Annotated in this window: 20 protein-coding genes and 1 pseudogene; 11 read left to right on the top strand and 10 right to left on the bottom strand. The window is 49.2% G+C overall.

All coding sequences use genetic code 11. The features are described 5' to 3' along the window. Window positions 1-211 precede the first annotated feature (211 nt). From gnd to BBB58_RS04795, 6 genes and pseudogenes are all read left to right on the top strand, one after another. Complete coding sequence (gene gnd / locus BBB58_RS04820) at window positions 212-1,093, top strand: phosphogluconate dehydrogenase (NAD(+)-dependent, decarboxylating) (protein ID WP_074035831.1); 882 nt, start codon at window positions 212-214, stop codon at window positions 1,091-1,093. A gap of 89 nt (window positions 1,094-1,182) precedes the next feature. Continuing rightward, window positions 1,183-2,525 (top strand): annotated as a pseudogene (locus BBB58_RS04815) (GntT/GntP/DsdX family permease). A gap of 16 nt (window positions 2,526-2,541) precedes the next feature. Then, window positions 2,542-4,041, top strand: coding sequence for a gluconokinase (gene gntK, locus BBB58_RS04810; RefSeq protein ID WP_074035829.1), 1,500 nt, complete (start codon window positions 2,542-2,544; stop codon window positions 4,039-4,041). 119 nt (window positions 4,042-4,160) lie between these two features. After that, entirely contained in the window at window positions 4,161-4,442 is a 282-nt protein-coding gene (locus tag BBB58_RS04805) for a hypothetical protein (RefSeq protein ID WP_074035828.1), read from the top strand. A gap of 14 nt (window positions 4,443-4,456) precedes the next feature. Continuing rightward, the gene (locus tag BBB58_RS04800) at window positions 4,457-4,930 is read left to right on the top strand and encodes a GNAT family N-acetyltransferase (protein ID WP_074037878.1); all 474 of its coding nucleotides are present in this window, start codon (window positions 4,457-4,459) and stop codon (window positions 4,928-4,930) included. Window positions 4,931-4,980: 50 nt separating this feature from the next. Beyond that, entirely contained in the window at window positions 4,981-5,715 is a 735-nt protein-coding gene (locus tag BBB58_RS04795; RefSeq protein ID WP_074035827.1) for a polysaccharide deacetylase family protein, read from the top strand. Window positions 5,716-5,787: 72 nt separating this feature from the next. Here BBB58_RS04795 and BBB58_RS04790 read toward each other — a convergent pair whose 3' ends face one another. Then, window positions 5,788-6,858, bottom strand: a complete 1,071-nt coding sequence (locus BBB58_RS04790; RefSeq protein WP_074035826.1) for a GGDEF domain-containing protein — start codon at window positions 6,856-6,858, stop codon at window positions 5,788-5,790. Between the two features lie 155 nt (window positions 6,859-7,013). Further along, complete coding sequence (locus BBB58_RS04785) at window positions 7,014-7,532, bottom strand: dihydrofolate reductase family protein (protein WP_074035824.1); 519 nt, start codon at window positions 7,530-7,532, stop codon at window positions 7,014-7,016. A 75-nt stretch (window positions 7,533-7,607) separates the two neighbouring features. On the opposite strand from BBB58_RS04785, the gene BBB58_RS04780 reads away from it, so the two are divergent. After that, a complete protein-coding gene (locus BBB58_RS04780; protein WP_074037877.1) occupies window positions 7,608-8,498 on the top strand; it encodes a helix-turn-helix transcriptional regulator in 891 nt (296 codons plus the stop codon). A 76-nt stretch (window positions 8,499-8,574) separates the two neighbouring features. Next, window positions 8,575-9,516 (top strand): peptidoglycan DD-metalloendopeptidase family protein, encoded by a 942-nt coding sequence (locus BBB58_RS04775; RefSeq protein WP_074035822.1) that lies wholly within the window; start codon window positions 8,575-8,577, stop codon window positions 9,514-9,516. A 36-nt stretch (window positions 9,517-9,552) separates the two neighbouring features. Here the strand turns inward: BBB58_RS04775 and BBB58_RS04770 are convergent, their stop codons facing one another. The 6 genes from BBB58_RS04770 to BBB58_RS04745 all read right to left on the bottom strand — a co-directional run bounded on the left by BBB58_RS04770 (window position 9,553) and on the right by BBB58_RS04745 (window position 14,797). Next, a complete protein-coding gene (locus BBB58_RS04770) occupies window positions 9,553-9,951 on the bottom strand; it encodes a cytidine deaminase (protein ID WP_074035820.1) in 399 nt (132 codons plus the stop codon). A 178-nt stretch (window positions 9,952-10,129) separates the two neighbouring features. After that, entirely contained in the window at window positions 10,130-10,966 is an 837-nt protein-coding gene (locus tag BBB58_RS04765) for an ABC transporter ATP-binding protein (protein ID WP_074035818.1), read from the bottom strand. Further along, a complete protein-coding gene (locus BBB58_RS04760) occupies window positions 10,967-11,998 on the bottom strand; it encodes a FecCD family ABC transporter permease (RefSeq protein WP_074035816.1) in 1,032 nt (343 codons plus the stop codon). Then, on the bottom strand, window positions 11,995-12,996 hold the full coding sequence (locus BBB58_RS04755) for a FecCD family ABC transporter permease (RefSeq protein WP_167365514.1): 1,002 nt from the start codon (window positions 12,994-12,996) through the stop codon (window positions 11,995-11,997). The genes BBB58_RS04760 and BBB58_RS04755 overlap by 4 nt, the downstream gene beginning before the upstream one ends. Window positions 12,997-13,016: 20 nt before the next feature. Further along, complete coding sequence (locus BBB58_RS04750) at window positions 13,017-14,048, bottom strand: iron-siderophore ABC transporter substrate-binding protein (RefSeq protein ID WP_074037876.1); 1,032 nt, start codon at window positions 14,046-14,048, stop codon at window positions 13,017-13,019. A 155-nt stretch (window positions 14,049-14,203) separates the two neighbouring features. Next, window positions 14,204-14,797 carry an FMN-binding negative transcriptional regulator gene (locus tag BBB58_RS04745; RefSeq protein WP_074035812.1) on the bottom strand — a complete coding sequence of 198 codons (594 nt, stop codon included), beginning with the start codon at window positions 14,795-14,797 and terminating at the stop codon, window positions 14,204-14,206. 71 nt (window positions 14,798-14,868) lie between these two features. On the opposite strand from BBB58_RS04745, the gene BBB58_RS04740 reads away from it, so the two are divergent. Further along, a complete protein-coding gene (locus tag BBB58_RS04740; protein WP_074035810.1) occupies window positions 14,869-15,534 on the top strand; it encodes a haloacid dehalogenase type II in 666 nt (221 codons plus the stop codon). On the opposite strand, the gene BBB58_RS04735 is transcribed toward BBB58_RS04740, so the two are convergent. Both BBB58_RS04735 and BBB58_RS04730 read right to left on the bottom strand, forming a co-directional pair. Further along, complete coding sequence (locus BBB58_RS04735; protein ID WP_074035808.1) at window positions 15,531-16,043, bottom strand: GNAT family N-acetyltransferase; 513 nt, start codon at window positions 16,041-16,043, stop codon at window positions 15,531-15,533. The genes BBB58_RS04740 and BBB58_RS04735 overlap by 4 nt on opposite strands. Window positions 16,044-16,056: 13 nt before the next feature. Next, the gene (locus BBB58_RS04730) at window positions 16,057-16,509 is read right to left on the bottom strand and encodes a MarR family winged helix-turn-helix transcriptional regulator (protein WP_074035806.1); all 453 of its coding nucleotides are present in this window, start codon (window positions 16,507-16,509) and stop codon (window positions 16,057-16,059) included. Between the two features lie 114 nt (window positions 16,510-16,623). Between BBB58_RS04730 and BBB58_RS04725 the strand changes: the two genes are divergently transcribed. Together BBB58_RS04725 and BBB58_RS04720 are read left to right on the top strand one after the other, a co-directional pair. Then, the gene (locus tag BBB58_RS04725) at window positions 16,624-16,980 is read left to right on the top strand and encodes a DUF2200 domain-containing protein (RefSeq protein ID WP_012727286.1); all 357 of its coding nucleotides are present in this window, start codon (window positions 16,624-16,626) and stop codon (window positions 16,978-16,980) included. Then, the gene (locus tag BBB58_RS04720; RefSeq protein WP_074035804.1) at window positions 16,977-17,426 is read left to right on the top strand and encodes a DUF1801 domain-containing protein; all 450 of its coding nucleotides are present in this window, start codon (window positions 16,977-16,979) and stop codon (window positions 17,424-17,426) included. The genes BBB58_RS04725 and BBB58_RS04720 overlap by 4 nt, the downstream gene beginning before the upstream one ends. The last annotated feature ends 4 nt before the right edge of the window (window positions 17,427-17,430 follow it).

Here is a 17,430-nt window from a genome sequence, read left to right as displayed (position 1 = left end):
TTAATCTCAAAGATTGATCGTTCGTTCTTGTATCTATATAAGAGTGCCTGTCCGTCATAAGAGTGCCTGTCCGTCGTCCCGCCTACGAATTAAGCCGGGACGCTTTTTTTTTAAAAAAAGAAAAAAATTCCGTAATCATACTTGTAAATCGAATTTATTTTGATATGATAAACAAAAAGACGGAAAAAAATTCTTTTTCAGGGGTGACAATATGGAAATTGGTTTGATTGGTTTAGGTAAGATGGGTTACAACTTGGCACTCAACTTGAGCGACCACGGACACACGGTCGTCGGGACGGACGTCGGGGACGTCACATCGGACGCCTTTACGATTGTGCCGACACTCGAGGAAGTCGTGAGCAAGTTGTCGATGCCACGCATTATCTGGACGATGGTCCCTGCCGGAGACGTCACGGAAGCGGTGCTCGCGGAATTGTATGAGCGACTCGAACCGGGCGACATCGTGATTGACGGGGGGAACTCGAATTACAAGCTCTCGGTCGCGCGCGCCGAACAGTTCGCCGAAAAAGAGATCAAATTCTTCGACTGCGGAACGAGCGGTGGGACGGACGGGGCTCGAAACGGTGCCTGTACGATGGTCGGGGGTGACGCGGATGCGTGGCCGACAATTGAACCAATCTTTAAAGACTTGTCTGTCGAGAACGGCTACTTGTATACGGGTCCTGCCGGAAGCGGTCATTTCTTGAAGATGATCCATAACGGCATCGAGTATGGGATGATGCAGGCGATTGCCGAAGGATTCGATATCTTGGAGAAGAGCCCGTTCGACTACGACTATGAACAAGTCGCTCGTGTATGGAATCACGGGTCGGTCGTCCGGTCATGGCTCATGGAACTCACGGAGAATGCCTTCAAGAAAGATGCGAAGCTCGATGAGATTCGTGGGGTCATGCATTCATCCGGTGAAGGCAAATGGACGATTGAAACGGCGCTCGACCTGCAAGCCGCGGCACCGGTCATCGCCCTTTCGCTCATGATGCGCTATCGCTCTCTCGAAGACGACACGTTCTCAGGAAAAGTCGTCGCCGCACTCCGCAACGAGTTCGGTGGTCACGCGGTCGTCAAGAAGTAACATGTGTGGAAAAGGTCACGGGGACATGGCCTTTTCCTTTGTCAGAAACTGTAAACGGTTACATATTCGGAATTTAGGGGGAATACTCAATGTCTGGCTCAACACTTATTTTGATCGCCTTAGCCGGGATCTTCTTGCTCTTATTTTTGGTCATTCGAACAAAGCTTCACGCATTCGTTTCGTTATTACTTGTCAGTTTAATCGTCGGGGTCGCAGCCGGCATGCCACTCGGGGATGTCATTGCCTCCATCCAAAACGGGATGGGCGGAACGCTCGGCTTCGTCGCCGTCGTCGTCGGTCTTGGCGCGATGTTCGGGAAGATGCTTGAAGTATCGGGTGGCGCGGAACGTCTTGCCCAAACACTCGTCAGCAAGTTCGGTGAAGACAAGGCACAATGGGCGCTCGGGATTACCGGATTCATCGTCGCCGTCCCGGTCTTCTTCGATGTCGGTTTTATCATTCTCGTTCCAATCGTATACAAACTCGCAAAAAAACGGGACGCTCGCTTCTCTACTACGGTATACCACTCCTTGCGGGTCTCGCGGTCACACACAGCTTCATCCCACCGACACCTGGTCCGATCGCTGTCGCCAACTTGATTGGCGCTGACCTTGGTTGGGTCATCTTGTTCGGTGTCCTCGCCGGGATTCCGGCCATGATTTTAGCCGGTCCTGTTTTTGGGAAGTATATTGCTAAGAAGATTCATGTGACGATTCCGGATTACATGGAGTTTGAAGAAATCGACACATCGAAAGAACTGCCGAGCTTCAAAATGATCTTGTCACTCATCTTGATTCCGCTCGTGTTGATTTTGGCGAACACGCTCTCGGCGGTTCTCTTGGATGAAGGTAACGCCGTCCGTGATTTCTTGACGTTCCTCGGACACCCGTTTGTCGCTTTGACGATCGCGACGCTCCTCACATTCGTCTTCCTCGGGACACGCCGTGGGTATTCACGTGACGAAGTACAAGAGATCGCAACGAAAGCACTCGAACCAGCCGGAATCATCATCCTCGTCACAGGAGCCGGTGGTGTGTTTAAACAAGTGCTCATCGACTCAGGTGTCGGTGACGTCCTCGGTGAAATGATGGCCGGCTCACCACTTCCGGCAATCGTCCTCGCCTTCTTGATCGCGACGGTCGTCCGTGTCGCCCAAGGGTCGGCAACGGTCTCGATGGTCACGGCAGCCGGACTCATCACACCGCTACTTGAAATCCAAAACATCACAGGCGCGGCACTCGGTTTGATCGTCATCGCCATCGCCTCAGGGGCGACCGTCCTCTCACACGTCAACGATTCAGGTTTCTGGCTCGTCAACCGTTACTTCGGTCTTGACGTGAAAGACACGCTCAAGTCATGGACGATCATGGAAACGATTATCGGACTCACCGGCTTTGCCGTCGTGTTCTTGATTAGCCTATTCATCATCTAAGTTAGGAAGTGATTGTGTGTTTACGATTGGGGTCGATATCGGGACGACGAGTACGAAAGCTGTCCTGTTCAACGGTCATCAACAATTGGCGGTACATAACGTGTTGTATCCGCTTCTCACGCCCGATACGGAGACGGCCGAGCAAGACCCGGTCGTCATCTACGGGGCCGTGCTTGAAGCCGTCTCGGCGGTCCGTGCCAAAGCGGACGGTCCGATTCGCTTCGCATCGTTCAGCTCGGCGATGCATAGTTTGATTGCGCTCGATGCGGCAGGACGTCCGCTCACGAACAGCATCACTTGGGCCGACAGTCGGGCGAACCCGTTTACGCAAGAAATCAAACGCGACTTTGATGCGAGCGTCCTCCATATGCGCACCGGTACCCCGGTCCACCCGATGGCGCCGCTGTCGAAATTGCGCTGGTTGAAAACGGAACACCCTGACGTCTTTGAACAGACGGCCAAGTTCGTCTCCATCAAAGAGTATGTCTTCTATCGGTTGACGGGACGCTTCGTCGTCGACCACTCCATCGCCTCGGCGACGGGGTTGTTCAATTTGAAACAACGAGATTGGGATGCGGAAGCACTGACGGTTGCCGGTGTGACACCAGATCGTTTATCTGAACTCGTGCCGACAACAGAAATTTTACATGTGACACCAGACGTGACCGAGACGCTCGGCTGGGACTTCCCGCTCGTCATCGGGGCGAGCGACGGCGTGCTCTCGAACCTCGGGGTCGGTGCCTTCGAACAAGGCGTCGTCGCCGTGACAATCGGGACAAGTGGCGCTATCCGGACAGTCGTCTCGGAACCGATCGAAGATCCAAAAGGTCGTATCTTTTGTTACGCGCTGACGGACAAGCATTGGGTAATCGGTGGACCAGTCAATAACGGCGGCATCATCCTCCGCTGGCTCCGTGACGAGTTCGCAGCAAGTGAGGTCGAGACGGCGAAACGACTCGGGATCGACGCGTACGATGTGTTGACGCGAATCGCCGAGACGGTCAAACCGGGTGCGGACGGACTGTTGTTCCATCCGTATTTGATGGGTGAACGGGCTCCACTTTGGGATTCGAACGCTCGCGGTTCATTCTTCGGGCTCAGCATTCACCATAAGCGCGAACATTTCATCCGCGCCGTATTGGAAGGGGTCATCTTTAACCTCTATACGGTCATGCTCGCACTCGATGAGTTGACGGGCGCCCCGAACCGCATCCATGCGACAGGTGGTTTTGCCCAATCGAGCTTGTGGCGTCAGATGATGGCAGACATCTTCGATACGCCGGTCGTCGTGCCGGAGAGTCATGAAAGTTCATGTCTCGGGGCTGTCATGCTCGGGGAATATGCCTTCGGGGACATCGAGGAGTTCCAAGAAGTACCTCAAGTGACCCATGAGCATACACCGGACATGGAAGCGACGAATGTGTATCGCGAACTCTTGCCGATCTACATCCGCCTGTCACGTCACCTATCTGAGGAATATGAAGCGATTTCTGCGTTTCAGCGGAAGCACGTATAATGACAAACCGAGTCCCTGAAGGGCTCGGTCTTTTTGATTTATGACAGGATTTTTCGTGATATACATGGAAAGTAAGGACGAGGTCAAACAATCATCGTATCGAAGAAGGGATTGATGGAATGGCGATCGCAATCGGATATCTCATCGCAGGTTTAGGTGCATTCGTGGCGTATTGGTTCAGTACAGGCGAAGCACGAAACACAAAATTTAGAATATGGGGAATCGCTCTTATGATTCCTATATCACCAGCCTTAGCGTTTTCCATCGGACTCTCGTACGCAATCAGTGTACAGAACGGATGGGCTGGATTGATTATGTGGTTTATTTTCCCTATCATTTTCTTGAGTGGTCTGGCGTTACTATTGATAAGTCTTTTCAAAAAAGAAAAGAAGTTGGTTTGAATGGTATGACAACCATGATTACGACAACCCGTTGCCTCATTCGACCGTTCGAAACAAGAGACATCGAATCATTTATGATCTATCGAAATGACTTGGACTGGATGAAACATCAATCCTTCAAAGGGCTCACCCGTGAGGAATATGAAAACGTCCTACTCGGTGAACAATCGTTTCTTCAAGGCATGCAACTCGCCATCATTGACAAAGCGACGGATGAATTGATTGGTGATGTCTATATTCAGCAAGAAGGTACGACCTATTGGATTGGCTACACCATCGTACCCACGCGAGCGCGTCAAGGCTATGCATTTGAAGTGATGTCGGGATTGATTCGTCACTTGAATGGTCAAGGAGCGAAAGAGTTCAAAGCCGGTGTGCATGGGACGAACACGGCATCGATCGCGCTATTGAAGAAATTGAAATTCACCTTTTTCGCGACAGAACTTGACGAACAAATTTATCGTCTCGATGTCTCGGACATATGGTAAAGTATGTATCACATGTCACTTGGTTTTGATTTGAGGGAGTTTTGAATTGAATGATGAAACGCGTTCTTTTACTCATGTCGATCTTTCTATTGATTGGGTCTTTGTCTCAGGCTGCGATCCCGGATCCGAAGGCCTATAACGACCCGAGTCTTATCTATTTGACGCTCGATGATGGACCGAACTGGAAAACGGGAAAGCTACTCGATGTCTTGAAGAAACATCAAGTGAAGGCAACCTTCTTCATCCTCGGGAAGAATATCGAAGGAAATGAGCATCTGCTTCATCGCATGATTGCGGAAGGTCACCTGATTGCCTTACACGGGATGCGGCACGAACGGGATGAATTTTATGAAACACCGTTGACGGCCGTACGTCAGATGCAGGAAGTACAAGCACTTATCTATGAAGTGACAGGCATTCATACGAACATGGCCCGGACGATTTACGGGAGCGACGCCGGCATGACACCCGCACACTGGCAGGCGATGACCGATGCCGGTTTTGAAATATGGGATTGGAATGTCAGCAGTCTCGACCATGTATATAAGAAAGACAATGCACGCGTCGAACAACGCGTATTCGACCTCCTCGAAGCGAATCGTACGGCGAATATTGCTTCCATCATTTTGGCGCACGATCACTCGATGACCCCGAAAGCACTTGATACAATCATCCGCTATGCGAAAGAACGAGATTATGAATTCCGGACCTTAGAAGGTGCCCACCCGGTTCACAACTTTTCCGATGTGTGGGAACCGCATTTAAGCGAACGAGCGACCCCATGACTGCAGATCATCTTAATGGTCTGCAGTTTTTATACAATCCAAAAGCGTATCGGGATGACCGACACGCTTTGTTTATCCAACTATAGTTTCCGTCACATGTGTACGATTTCTACCACTATTTTTCGTCTGATATAAACAATCATCTGCCAGACGAATCATCTCACGTAGATTCTCGCTCTTTCCGTTCGCAATCCCAATCGAAACGGATAACTGAATTTTTTGTTTTTTGAGTAGCTTGAACTCATGTTTCGATATACTATGTCTAATCCGCTCCGCTACGTTGACCACCTCACTCTGAGAAAGCATTGGAATCAAAATACCAAATTCTTCTCCACCGATCCGTGCTTTAATGTCTTGATTCCTTGTTTCTCGGTGCAAGAGTTCTGCAAATTGTTTCAATACCTCGTCGCCGTTCGCATGACCATATTGATCGTTGATTTGTTTGAAGTGGTCAATATCTAAAATCAATACATTACATGTCGTATATTGTCCTTTGAACTTTTTCATCTGCATCTCCCATGCTCGGCGGTTTGCCAGACCCGTCAAATGGTCGGTTTCCGCTGAAACTTTATACTCTCTCACACGGTGATGGATGAGATATAAATCAATATTCAGCATGGTGATCAACAATCCGATTGGGAAACTGATCATTGTAACCAACAACGCGACATCGAGAGCACGTTCTGTAAAACCGCCTCCAACAAGAATCCCCATTGCTGCAACTAAACATGTCCACACGTTCAACGTAAGACCGAATTGGAAAAGCCGCTTCTGTAGCCAGACGATTCGATATGTCAGGATCGTCCCGATCACCATCGTAAAGAGGGCGACACATGCCACAATCGAGTAAAAGTCGATACCGTAGCTGAATCGGTGAATCGACATGATTGTAGCTGCGATAAACAACGGAGAGACCAAACGATAAAACCCGAGTAAAAGGAGGACGAGAAAACGAAAATCAATTTTTACCGCATTCTCAAATTCAATACTTTGCGTGATTAGAAAAATCCCGAAACATCCTGAGAGCACACCGATGATGAATTTTTGGATGTGCACATGTCTCGTATGATAGTTCATGATCTTCGAGATGAAATAGATGCCAGTAAAAGAAATACACGAATTGGCGATTAGACTCATGAACATTAGTTGGTCCCCTTCACATTTGTCATGTCACTTCCACTCTCTACATATATCCAATTTCCATCATCAACTAACATGCTAAGGTGTAAAAAATTCTACAAAATGAATATTTTTCCTTGTTATAAAAAATCGAGCCCTTATGTGGACTCGATGCTCACTTATCGTTCATATATCACCATCACAAATTGACCGGAGGCGTGGTGACTCGTCAGTCGAAGTTTCGTCTCTTTAGTACCTTCTGGGAAAAGAGGGATTCCCTCTCCTAACACGACCGGCGCAATCGCAATCTCATAACGATCAATCAAGTCATGCTCCATCGCGGCTTTGATGACTTCCCCACCACCGATGAGCCAAATATCTTGATCAACTTCTTGCTTTAACCGATTGATGAGTTCTTTGATTGGTTCGTCCGTGAATGTGACATGCTCGGCCTCACGGTTAGCCTGACGTGTCAAAATGTAGTTCGGGATGTCTTTGTATGGATACATTCCCTCTTCTAACTTCAACACTTCCTCATACGTCTTCCGTCCCATGATGACAGCACCAACGGTCTTGAAAAATTCAGCATAGCCGTTGTCCCCATCCCCCTCGACAGCGAATAACCAATCGAGTTGGTCGTTTGACCGAGCAATCTTTCCGTCTAAACTCATCGCAATATATAACACTACATTCGGCATCCTGTTTTCCTCCTTGATTCGTGATACATTCAGTTTAATCAATAAACACGACAAAAGATGACGGGAATGAAACGAATGAGAAAAAGACATTTACAATTGATTCGGCTACTCAATCATGGACGACGCTTCACGGCTGAAGAACTGGCTCAGGAGACAGGCGCCTCCATCCGGACGATTCAACGGGACATGCTATCGCTCGAAGAGCTCGGTTATCCGATTTGGAGCGTACCTGGAATCGGCGGAGGATATGAGATGTTGCCGAATCGTTTATTGCCCCCGCTCCATCTCCGCGAACAAGAAGCCGTTGCGCTCTATCTCACGCTCAAATGGATGGAACACATCCCTGACGTGCCATTTGGGGATATACGAAGTACATTGTCCGACTGGTATGTGAACGAGTTGCCGCACGACCTCGCAGAGAAGATTAGCCGATTGGAGCGAAACATCCTGTGGCTCGGGAACAAACAAATTCCCAAAGCGCCGTTCACGAAAGAAATCTATCAGGCGATCGAACGTCGAAACAAGATGAAGATGACCTATCGGACGACGAACGGGCAACGCACGTTCACCGTTGCACCAGTCGGTATGGCACTCCTTGATTTGAAGTGGTACGTCTTCGGGCTCTCCGAACTGGGGCTTCGGCAATATCGGATTGATCGCATCGAGGCGGTCCACGTGCTTGTGGAACCGTTTGAGTCCGAGGATTTGATGAGCGTATTGCAGACAAGTGATGAACGAAACGGTGTGACCGTTCGACTCGACCTCACCCCACTCGGTCGCCGTTTGCTTGAAGATGTATTACCCGATATCGATGAATTGAATGAGTGGGAAGTCCCGAAAGAAGAGCTGTCATTTTTATCGAGGCAGCTATTGAAAGCCGGAGCGGAAGTGGAGGTCAAAGCGCCAAGCGCATTGCGGGAGATGATGAAGGAGCATGCGGAACGCTTGATGCAGCGATATATGTAATTTTTGGTGATGATCACGAAACATTTATAAATTTTCGTCCGTATAATAACTAACACTCAACAAAGGCGGTATAGATATGCGTCACGCGTACAAACAGTTCATCCAACTATTCAAATCGGGTCAGTTCGATGACATTTATCATCAGACGAGCGACTCATTCAAATCTCAGTATTCCATGGATGCCTTTCATCGGCAGGCGTCCGCTTTCCATCACGGCATTCGGCGCTATCGCCTGCTCAATGAAATGGTGTTGAACGGGAATCGGTATGTATTATGGTCGGATTCTCGAAAAGAAAAGTTATTGTACGTCCAATTCAATCACGCGAATGAGATCGCATCCATTCAGATGACTGTCACATCCTCTTCAAAGGAGACTAATCCTTTCACGAAAAACAAATACCATCTCCCATTCAAAGAAGAGTGGTTCGTCGTCTCCGAAGGGACAACCCTCGGAACTTATCATCATGAACCAACCAGAAAAAAGCGTGATGGCTATGACTTTTTGAAAACACAAGAGCAACAACCTAACAATCGTAGAAAAATCGGGATGGATGGCTCGTATGCGTTTGGAGAACGAGTGATTGCTCCATTACACGGGACAATTCATCAAGTCGTGGATGGGTTGTCAGACGAACTAGATGCTGATCATCCATTCGGTAATCACGTCATCATTCAACATGCGAACGATGAATATTGCCTTCTCGCCCATCTTGAGAATGGTTCCATTGCCGTGAATGTGGGAGATACGGTCAAAACCAAACAGTTGATTGGGCGCTGTGGGCGTTCCGGAATTACGCCTGAGCCACGCTTGCATATGCGTGTCATGAATCACCCGGATGTGGACAGCGCGACCGCCCTCCCGATTCAATGGAAAGGTCGATTACGACCTATGCGTGGAAAAGTAGTCACTTCCCGCGAGGAAGAAGGATGGTCGTATGGGATTGCAGCCCTCGATTTTTCAGAACTGCTCCTTTATGTTGTACAGGCCATTCCGCGATTATTTTTTTTTTTTTTTTGATAAGAAAACCCCTCAGGAATCTGAGGGGGTTCAACATCACATATCCAAATCAGTGAACGCGAGCGGGACGAGCTCTCCAAGCGTCACTTCTTTCACATCGGCGTTGCCGTTTGTGAGGAGTACTTTGAAGTCAGGATCGCCGAACTCGACCATGACTTGGCGGCAGATGCTACATGGTGGCAAGAAGTCTTCCGTGTCCCCAGACACGGCAACCGCTTCGAAGTCACCTTTTTTGTATCCTTGAGCGACCGCTGTGAAGATGGCCGTACGCTCCGCACAGTTCGTTGCTCCGAACGAGACGTTCTCAACGTTGACGCCGTCGATGACCGTACCGTCTTTCATGAGAAGTGCCGCACCGACGCGGAACTTCGAATATGGTGAATACGCATTGTCTTTCAATTGGCGTGCGCGCTCGACTAATTGTTGTTGGTTCATCTTAAGTCATTCCTCTCGAATATCGAATGAACTGATGCCAGTCCCCGTGCCTCTCATTTTGGGCAGGATTTATAGCATACACCCGCCTCAAAGAGAAGTCAATGACTTTTTACAAACGCTTTCATGGATAAACAAAAAAAGAAGGAGCGCTCGCCCCTTCTTGACTCTCTATACGTGGTCACACCAATTCAAGCTGCGCGACAGCCGCCTCTTCCGTTTCAGTCTGCACGTGATGACGCCCAATCGGAATAACGGAAGGTGAACCGGATACCGGGTCACACATGACCGAACAGCGGAGGTTAAAGACACGATGGATCAAATCACACGTGATGACGTTCGATGGCTTCCCTTCGGCAATCAACTTCCCTTTGTCAAGCGCGAAGATATAGTCCGCATAACGTGCCGACAAGTTGATATCGTGCAACACCATGACAATTGTCGTCCCGTACTTTCGATTCAAGTCCGTCAACAAATCGAGAATCTCGACCTGATACGTGATATCGAGATACGTCGTCGGCTCGTCTAAAAAGAGCACGTCCGTCTGTTGAGCCAGTGCCATCGCAATCCAGACGCGTTGGCGCTGTCCGCCTGACAACTCGTCGATGGGACGATCCGCGAACTCCGTGATGTTCATCATCTCCATCGCCTCGGCGACAGCTTCGTAATCGGCTTTCGTCCAGCCCTTTAAGAACGATTGATGCGGGTAACGACCACGACCGACAAGATCGGCGACCGTGATTCCTTCCGGTACGACCGGGGACTGTGGCAACATCCCGAGGACACGCGCTAGCTTTTTCGGTGCCATTTTCGAAATCGGCTTATCGTAAAGCGTCACTTGACCGGCACTCGGTTTGATGAGGCGTGCCATCGTCTTCAGGAGTGTCGACTTCCCGCAACCGTTCGCACCGATGATGATGCTGATTTGATTGCTCGGAATTTCAAGGCTGATATCGTTCAAAATCATCTTGTCCTCGTATCCTGAGGTGAGATGTTCCACTTTCATAATGGATGCCATTTAGAAGTCCCCTTTCTGGTTCATCCGAATCAACAAGTATAAGAGATAAGGCGCGCCGATGATGCCAGTGATGACACCGACCGGATAGCGTGCCGTGAAGGCGAATTGTCCGACGAGGTCGGCCGCTAGTACTAAGATGATGCCGACAAGCGCTGCCGGCAAGATTCCCGCGTGGCTCGTTCCGACGAGCCGTTTGGCAATCGGTCCTGCCAAGAAGGCAATAAACGCAATCGGTCCCGTTGTCGCTGTTGCAAGGGCGAGCATGAATACTGCCGCCACAATGAGTAGAAGTCTGGTCTGGTTCGTGTTGATTCCAAGCCCTGTCGCCGCCATTTCTCCGAGCTCGAGCATTTCAAGCTGACGGGTAAGTAACAGTACAATCGGTAAACAGATGAGTACCGTGATGATTAAAGGTGGCAACTCCTCAAGTTTCGCCCCATTTAAACTTCCTGTCAACCACCGCATCGCCATCGCGACATCGTTTTGTCGGCTGATGAGCAATAGATAATTGATGACGGCTGTTAGCATCGCTTGAATCCCAATTCCAACTAACACCAAACGACCGATGGAGAAAGCCGCCCCTTTGGATAGAAAATAGATGACCAGCACGGTGACGAGCCCACCGATAATCGAAGCGATCGAGATTATCGCTTCACTCGATTGTAGGACGACGATACAGAAGACAGCCGCCGCACTGGACCCCGTTGTGATCCCAATGACATTTGGATTGGCAAGCGGATTTCGAAGCATCGTTTGGAAAATCGTTCCCGCGGCACCAAATGCTGCACCGGCAAAGACACCAGCGAGCATACGTGGTAGACGCAATACTTCAACGGCGAACGTCGCCCCTTTTACCTCTTCCCCGAGCAAGACGCGGATGACATCCTGAACCGGATAAATCGTATTGCCCAACATGAGCATCAACCCGCTCAATGCTACCGCTATGATGGTCAAAAGAAGCGTCATCCCGACATAGCGACGGCGTCGCTTCATGCGACCTTGTCTGATTTGTTCAATCGCTGGTTGCATCATAGTCCTCTTACTTTCACTTTCATTGTCAATAGAATCAAGATCGGTGCCCCGATGAACGCCGTCACAATCCCGACCTCAAGTTCACCCGGACTTCCAAGCAAACGTCCCATGACATCCGAGAAGGTCAAGATGATGGCACCTGCTAAGGCAGACATCGGCATGAGGTAGCGTTGGTCAGGACCGAGCACGAGTCGAATCAAATGTGGGGCGAGAAGTCCGATAAACCCAATCGGTCCAGCGAGTGCAGTCGCAGCCCCACACAGAATCACGCCTGCGAACGAGGCGGTCAACTTCAATGTCCCCGTCCGAACACCAAGACTCTTCGCCATCTCCTCCCCGAGCGCAAGTGCGTTCAAGGAAGGTGCGGTCACTACCGCAATCACGAGACCGATTAGAAGAAACGGTAAAAATGTAAAAATCGAATCCAGATTTCCCGCACCGACACTCCCTACTTGCCAAAAGCGGAACTGGTCCATGACGTTTGAGCGTGGAATCATAAGAGCCATGACGAGCGACGATAATGCTGCACTTGTCGCCGCTCCCGCCAAGACGAGTTTGAGCGGGGTCGCCCCTCCCCTTCCGAGTGAACCGATGCCGAAAACGAAAATGGCCGTCAATAGCGCCCCAACGAGCGCAAACCAGATGAACGCACTCGCCGTCGCGATGTTGAAGAATGCGATGCCGATGACGACGGCGAGCGCTGCTCCCGTGTTGACCCCAAGAATACTCGGGTCAGCGATTGGGTTACGCGTCACCGACTGCATGAGTGCACCCGCCACACCGAGTGCTGCGCCACACATAAAACTGAAAATTGTCCGGACGACCCGCTCCCGGACAATATCTGCCTCATACGACTGAACAGCCGGACGGAATAAACCGTCCAGCAGTTCATTCCACCCGACTGTTCGAGAGCCGAAGGCAAGGGATGCCACGATGCATAGCACCGTCAGTACGAGCGTCCCAACTAACAGGAGCGGGAAGTACTTCGGGGTATGCATCTGTTTCACCTGATTTTGCATCATTTTACTTTCGCAAGGGCATCCGATACGCGTGAAACGTACTCATCAATCGTATATTCAATCGAGAGTGGCGTCGGTGTTCCAGCCGCTGCGAGTGGCGTATTGTCTTCAATCAATACGACCGATCCGCGTTCGATGGCTGGTACTTTACTGTAGAGCGGGTCTGCTTGAAGCGCCTTCAACGTGTCTTCATTTCCGTATGTGACGAAGATGTCGACGTCGTTCAAAATGTCGGCGTTCTCTTTGCTGAGCTCGAGATAGAAGCTATTTGCTTTTTCATCTTCGTCGACAATGTTTTGTGGGTACTCCATGCCGAGTTCTTCGATGAAGGCACCACGAGGATCACCTGTTGTATAGATATAGAATTTTGAAAGATCTTCTGCGCTCATCGAGACGAAAGCGGCTTTCTTTCCAGCAATCTCAGGAACGGCTGTCGCTTTGTCAGTAATCAACTGCTCCGTGTCTTTGATTAACTGTTCGCCTTCTTCACCAAGTCCCATTGCGAGTGAGTCATAACGAACCATGTCTTGCCATGAGGTGACCCAAGGTGTTTCTTGATATGCCACGACCGGTGCGATTTGGCTAAGCGTGTCATAGTCTTCTTGCGTGATGCCTGAGTAGGCGGCCAAGATGACATCGGGATTTGAATCTGCGATTGCTTCAAAGTCTAATCCGTCCGTGTCTTGATAGATGTTCGGGTTCTCTTCGCCAAGCGCTGTCAACTTCTCTGCTGTCCATGGGAGCATCCCGCTATCATCTTGGACACCGTAGTTCGCAGCTGAAAATCCGACCGGTACGACATCGAGTGCAAGTGCGACGTCATGGTTTCCCCACGAAATCGTTGCGACACGCTCTGGTTTTTCTTCGATGACAGTCTCACCGAACGCATGCTCGATTGTGATTGGATATCCTTCTGCTGACTCTTCCGTCCCTTCGTTCGTGGAAGCGTTCTCAGCTTCTTCCGAGCCACAGCCGGCTAAGATGAGTGCAAAAGCTGAAGCAAAAATAAACATATGTAACCACTTCTTCATTGTCTTGTTCACGTGTTTCTTCTCCTTTTTCTACTTCTCTATTTTCTCGATACTGATAATCATTATCAGTTATGAGTATAGACTTGCTATTCCTTCGTGTCAACTGCTATTCGATAAAGAAAAATGAAAAAACCTGTCGTTTTAGGACAGGTTTATCAGGACTTTCGATGTTGTCGCATGACGTCCGCGATCGGTTCATCTTGTTTTTCAAGCTCCGATACGATCCGTTCATGGTCCACGTCGTTTCGGTTTTGGCTTAACTTGAACGTCGCCTGCATATCGGTGATGTCGATCCGAAACCCGACGACACCGTTCATTTGTCGTTTCACCGGTTCGGATAATGCATCCCAACGCACCGCATGCTCACGTTCGCCTTCATGCTCGTGAAGTAATCCGGCTAGTTCCTCAACCAACTCGCTTTCATTGAGAATCGTCGCACGTCCATACATGTGTATGGCTTGATAGTTCCATGTCGAGACGTCCTCATGGCCATACCATGACGCTGACACGTAAGCACTTGGTCCTTGAAAGATGACAAGAACGGTTTGATCTTCAATTGTTCGCCACTGCGGATTCGCTTTTGCGACATGGGTCGTCAGTTGACCGTTCGCCTCATCGAATCGTAACGGGACGTGCGTCGCAATCGGCTTATCCCCGTCATGCGTCACAATCGTGCCGAACGGATTGGCATGAAGAAATGTATAAATCTCTGCTCGTTCTGTGACGGAATATTGTTTTGGAATATACATGTCGAACCCCCTTTCTCCTATTATATTCTGAACAAGACGGGTATAACGACACAGAAGGAGGGATGTTATTTATGAAACCAACGATTAAAGCCATCGTCTTTGACGTATACGGCACCTTATTCGACGTCCATTCGGTAAAGGATGCCTGTGAACAAGAGTTCCCTGAAAAGGGAGCAGCCATCAGCCAAGTGTGGCGGACGAAACAACTTGAGTATTTCTTTTGGCGGCACATGATGGGACGCTATGAAGATTTCGATACAGTGACCCGGGACGCACTCCGTTACGCATTAGCCGTGCATGACGCACCATTCACAAAGGAAATCGAACAACGTCTGACTGCATCGTATGCGCACCTCACCCCGTATAAGGAGATCGAATCGGTCCTAAAAGAGATGCATGACGTGAAGACCGTCATTCTCTCAAACGGGACGGACGAGATGCTTAAGGCATTGCTTCACAACGCCGGTCTCACCGATTACTTTGATGAGGTTGTCAGCGTCGACGGCATCAAACAACCTAAACCGACGCCTGCCGCCTACATGAATTGGTTCAAAACGTCTGGTCTTCGTCGTGACGAGGTGCTCTTCTTATCGTCGAACGGATGGGACATCGCCGGGGCGAAAAACTTTGGCTTCCATGCGGTCTGGATCAATCGGAATGACTTACCATTTGAAGCATTTGATATAGAACCAGATGCCATCTATCCGAACTTGAACAACTTGTCAGAATGGCTTTAGTCCGTGAACGGCCTCATGAAAATGAGGTCGTTTTGTGCATCCTCTCCCATAAAGAATGTGTGGACACCCGTTTGTCCGAACCCGTTTCGTCGATAAAATTGAATCGCTCTTTCATTGTGTTCCCATACGCCGAGCCACATCTTTCGTTTGTGTAGTTCCTTCGTCAATTCGGTTGCTTGAGTAAATAACGCTTTCCCCACCCCTTGACCTTGAAACGCTTCTAATACGTAGATTCGTTCGATTTCAATCGCATCTTCGCCCATCGGTTCAGATTGAGCATCGCGTACGTTCACTTTCAAATAGCCTGCCAACTCACCTTTTACATGTGCAAAATAAAAATAAGAATCGGGATGTGCCAACTCATGCTGCAACTGCTCAGGCGCATACGCTTTTTCTAAGTAAGCGTTCAAATGTTCTTCTGTGTTGTGACGTGCGAACGTCTCCGTAAATGTCTGGATGCTAATGTGACGTAAGGCTTCTACGTCTGTCACTTTTGAGATTTCAATCATGTTCTCGCTCCTCTCAGTATTCTCGATACTTGCCTTTCTTCACTTCGGTCCAATCTGTTTCAACATTACGTCGTACTTTTTTCAAAAGGCGTAACAACTCCTCACTTTCTTTCTCGTCGAATCCTGATAATGCGACCGATGTAGAATATTCGTGTTCGCGAATGATGAGCGGGTACAATACCTCTCCTTTCTCCGTCACGTATAAACGTCTGATTTTCTGATTATCAAGATCTGGTCGCCTCTCAATCCATCCTTCTTGCTCCAGTTTCTTGATGGCACGTGCGGCGGTCGTCCTGTCTACCTTAATCAACTCTGCTAGCCGTTCTTGAATGATACCTGGGTGTTCAAAAATCCTAACGATGTACAAGTACTTCCCTTTTTTTAAACCGAGTGCCTTGAATTCAATGTTGCTGATTGAATCGAGGGCACGCGCAATCATCCCGATCTCGCGTAAATGGTCATGCATCATTAGACACCTCTGCTTTTTGTTGCAAATGCAACAAAATACTTTATATAAGCGTATCGTAATTTGTGAGAGAATGGAAGTAAGAATTTTCGCTAAGAAGGAGATGAATGAAAGATGGGTCACCGAATCTATACCACGAGTTTCGCGAGCGTTTATCCACTCTACGTCGCCAAAGCCGAACGCAAAGGACGGACGAAGGAAGAAGTCGACACCATCATCGAATGGTTGACCGGTTACGATGAGACCGGACTCGAACGTCAGATAGCCAATCAAGTCGATTTTGATACGTTTTTCGCTTCAGCACCTCGTCTGAATGAAGACCGCGCCCTCATCAAAGGTGTCGTCTGTGGGGTTCGTGTCGAGAACGTTGAAGAACCACTCATGCGTGAGATCCGTTATTTGGACAAACTCATCGATGAGTTGGCAAAAGGGAAGAAAATGGAGAAGATCTTACGAGGAGGCGAATCATGATGGATGTGACGGCACTCGTCGACGAGGCACGGCTCGATTCATTTATTCATCTGCTCGAGGTCATCGATGATCATTTACCAAGCGGATTTGAAAAAACGACGGACGGACATGGTGTCCATTACGTCGTTCCACTCGATCGATATCCGTCCGGGTATCATGTCACACCGGGGACGCCACTACCGTTTATCAGTGTAATCGCGCAAAAGCGCCATGTCGGACTGTATCACATGGGCATTTACGCCGACCCTGAATTACTCGCTTGGTTCGAACGGGAGTATGCGAGTCGTGTCCCGACGAAACTTGATATGGGGAAAAGCTGTATCCGTTTCAATAACGTGAAGCGAATCCCGTTTGACTTGGTCGGAGAACTCGTCGAGAAGATGACTGTCGAGGAATGGATTCAGCACTACGAAGGACAACAAAAAAATAAAAAAGAGTCCGACTAATTTT

It is taken from the genome of Exiguobacterium profundum, from assembly GCF_001909285.1.
Classification (GTDB): domain Bacteria; phylum Bacillota; class Bacilli; order Exiguobacteriales; family Exiguobacteriaceae; genus Exiguobacterium; species Exiguobacterium profundum.
The sequence above is the reverse complement of the archived record's forward strand: the minus strand, read 5'-3'. Positions and strand labels throughout refer to the sequence as shown.

What these genes read in the sequence shown, in the direction of transcription:
- BBB58_RS04735 (WP_074035808.1), bottom strand. Translation starts at nt 16,043, where the DNA reads ATGATTGAAATCTCAAAAGTGACAGACGTAGAAGCCTTACGTCACATT.
- BBB58_RS04725 (WP_012727286.1), top strand. Translation starts at nt 16,624, where the DNA reads ATGGGTCACCGAATCTATACCACGAGTTTCGCGAGCGTTTATCCACTC.
- BBB58_RS04775 (WP_074035822.1), top strand. Translation starts at nt 8,575, where the DNA reads ATGCGTCACGCGTACAAACAGTTCATCCAACTATTCAAATCGGGTCAG.
- BBB58_RS04785 (WP_074035824.1), bottom strand. Translation starts at nt 7,532, where the DNA reads ATGCCGAATGTAGTGTTATATATTGCGATGAGTTTAGACGGAAAGATT.
- BBB58_RS04730 (WP_074035806.1), bottom strand. Translation starts at nt 16,509, where the DNA reads ATGCATGACCATTTACGCGAGATCGGGATGATTGCGCGTGCCCTCGAT.
- BBB58_RS04770 (WP_074035820.1), bottom strand. Translation starts at nt 9,951, where the DNA reads ATGAACCAACAACAATTAGTCGAGCGCGCACGCCAATTGAAAGACAAT.
- BBB58_RS04750 (WP_074037876.1), bottom strand. Translation starts at nt 14,048, where the DNA reads ATGAAGAAGTGGTTACATATGTTTATTTTTGCTTCAGCTTTTGCACTC.
- BBB58_RS04765 (WP_074035818.1), bottom strand. Translation starts at nt 10,966, where the DNA reads ATGGCATCCATTATGAAAGTGGAACATCTCACCTCAGGATACGAGGAC.
- BBB58_RS04800 (WP_074037878.1), top strand. Translation starts at nt 4,457, where the DNA reads ATGATTACGACAACCCGTTGCCTCATTCGACCGTTCGAAACAAGAGAC.
- BBB58_RS04790 (WP_074035826.1), bottom strand. Translation starts at nt 6,858, where the DNA reads ATGTTCATGAGTCTAATCGCCAATTCGTGTATTTCTTTTACTGGCATC.
- BBB58_RS04720 (WP_074035804.1), top strand. Translation starts at nt 16,977, where the DNA reads ATGATGGATGTGACGGCACTCGTCGACGAGGCACGGCTCGATTCATTT.
- gnd (WP_074035831.1), top strand. Translation starts at nt 212, where the DNA reads ATGGAAATTGGTTTGATTGGTTTAGGTAAGATGGGTTACAACTTGGCA.
- BBB58_RS04745 (WP_074035812.1), bottom strand. Translation starts at nt 14,797, where the DNA reads ATGTATATTCCAAAACAATATTCCGTCACAGAACGAGCAGAGATTTAT.
- BBB58_RS04795 (WP_074035827.1), top strand. Translation starts at nt 4,981, where the DNA reads ATGATGAAACGCGTTCTTTTACTCATGTCGATCTTTCTATTGATTGGG.
- BBB58_RS04755 (WP_167365514.1), bottom strand. Translation starts at nt 12,996, where the DNA reads ATGCATACCCCGAAGTACTTCCCGCTCCTGTTAGTTGGGACGCTCGTA.
- BBB58_RS04760 (WP_074035816.1), bottom strand. Translation starts at nt 11,998, where the DNA reads ATGATGCAACCAGCGATTGAACAAATCAGACAAGGTCGCATGAAGCGA.
- BBB58_RS04740 (WP_074035810.1), top strand. Translation starts at nt 14,869, where the DNA reads ATGAAACCAACGATTAAAGCCATCGTCTTTGACGTATACGGCACCTTA.
- BBB58_RS04805 (WP_074035828.1), top strand. Translation starts at nt 4,161, where the DNA reads ATGGCGATCGCAATCGGATATCTCATCGCAGGTTTAGGTGCATTCGTG.
- BBB58_RS04780 (WP_074037877.1), top strand. Translation starts at nt 7,608, where the DNA reads ATGAGAAAAAGACATTTACAATTGATTCGGCTACTCAATCATGGACGA.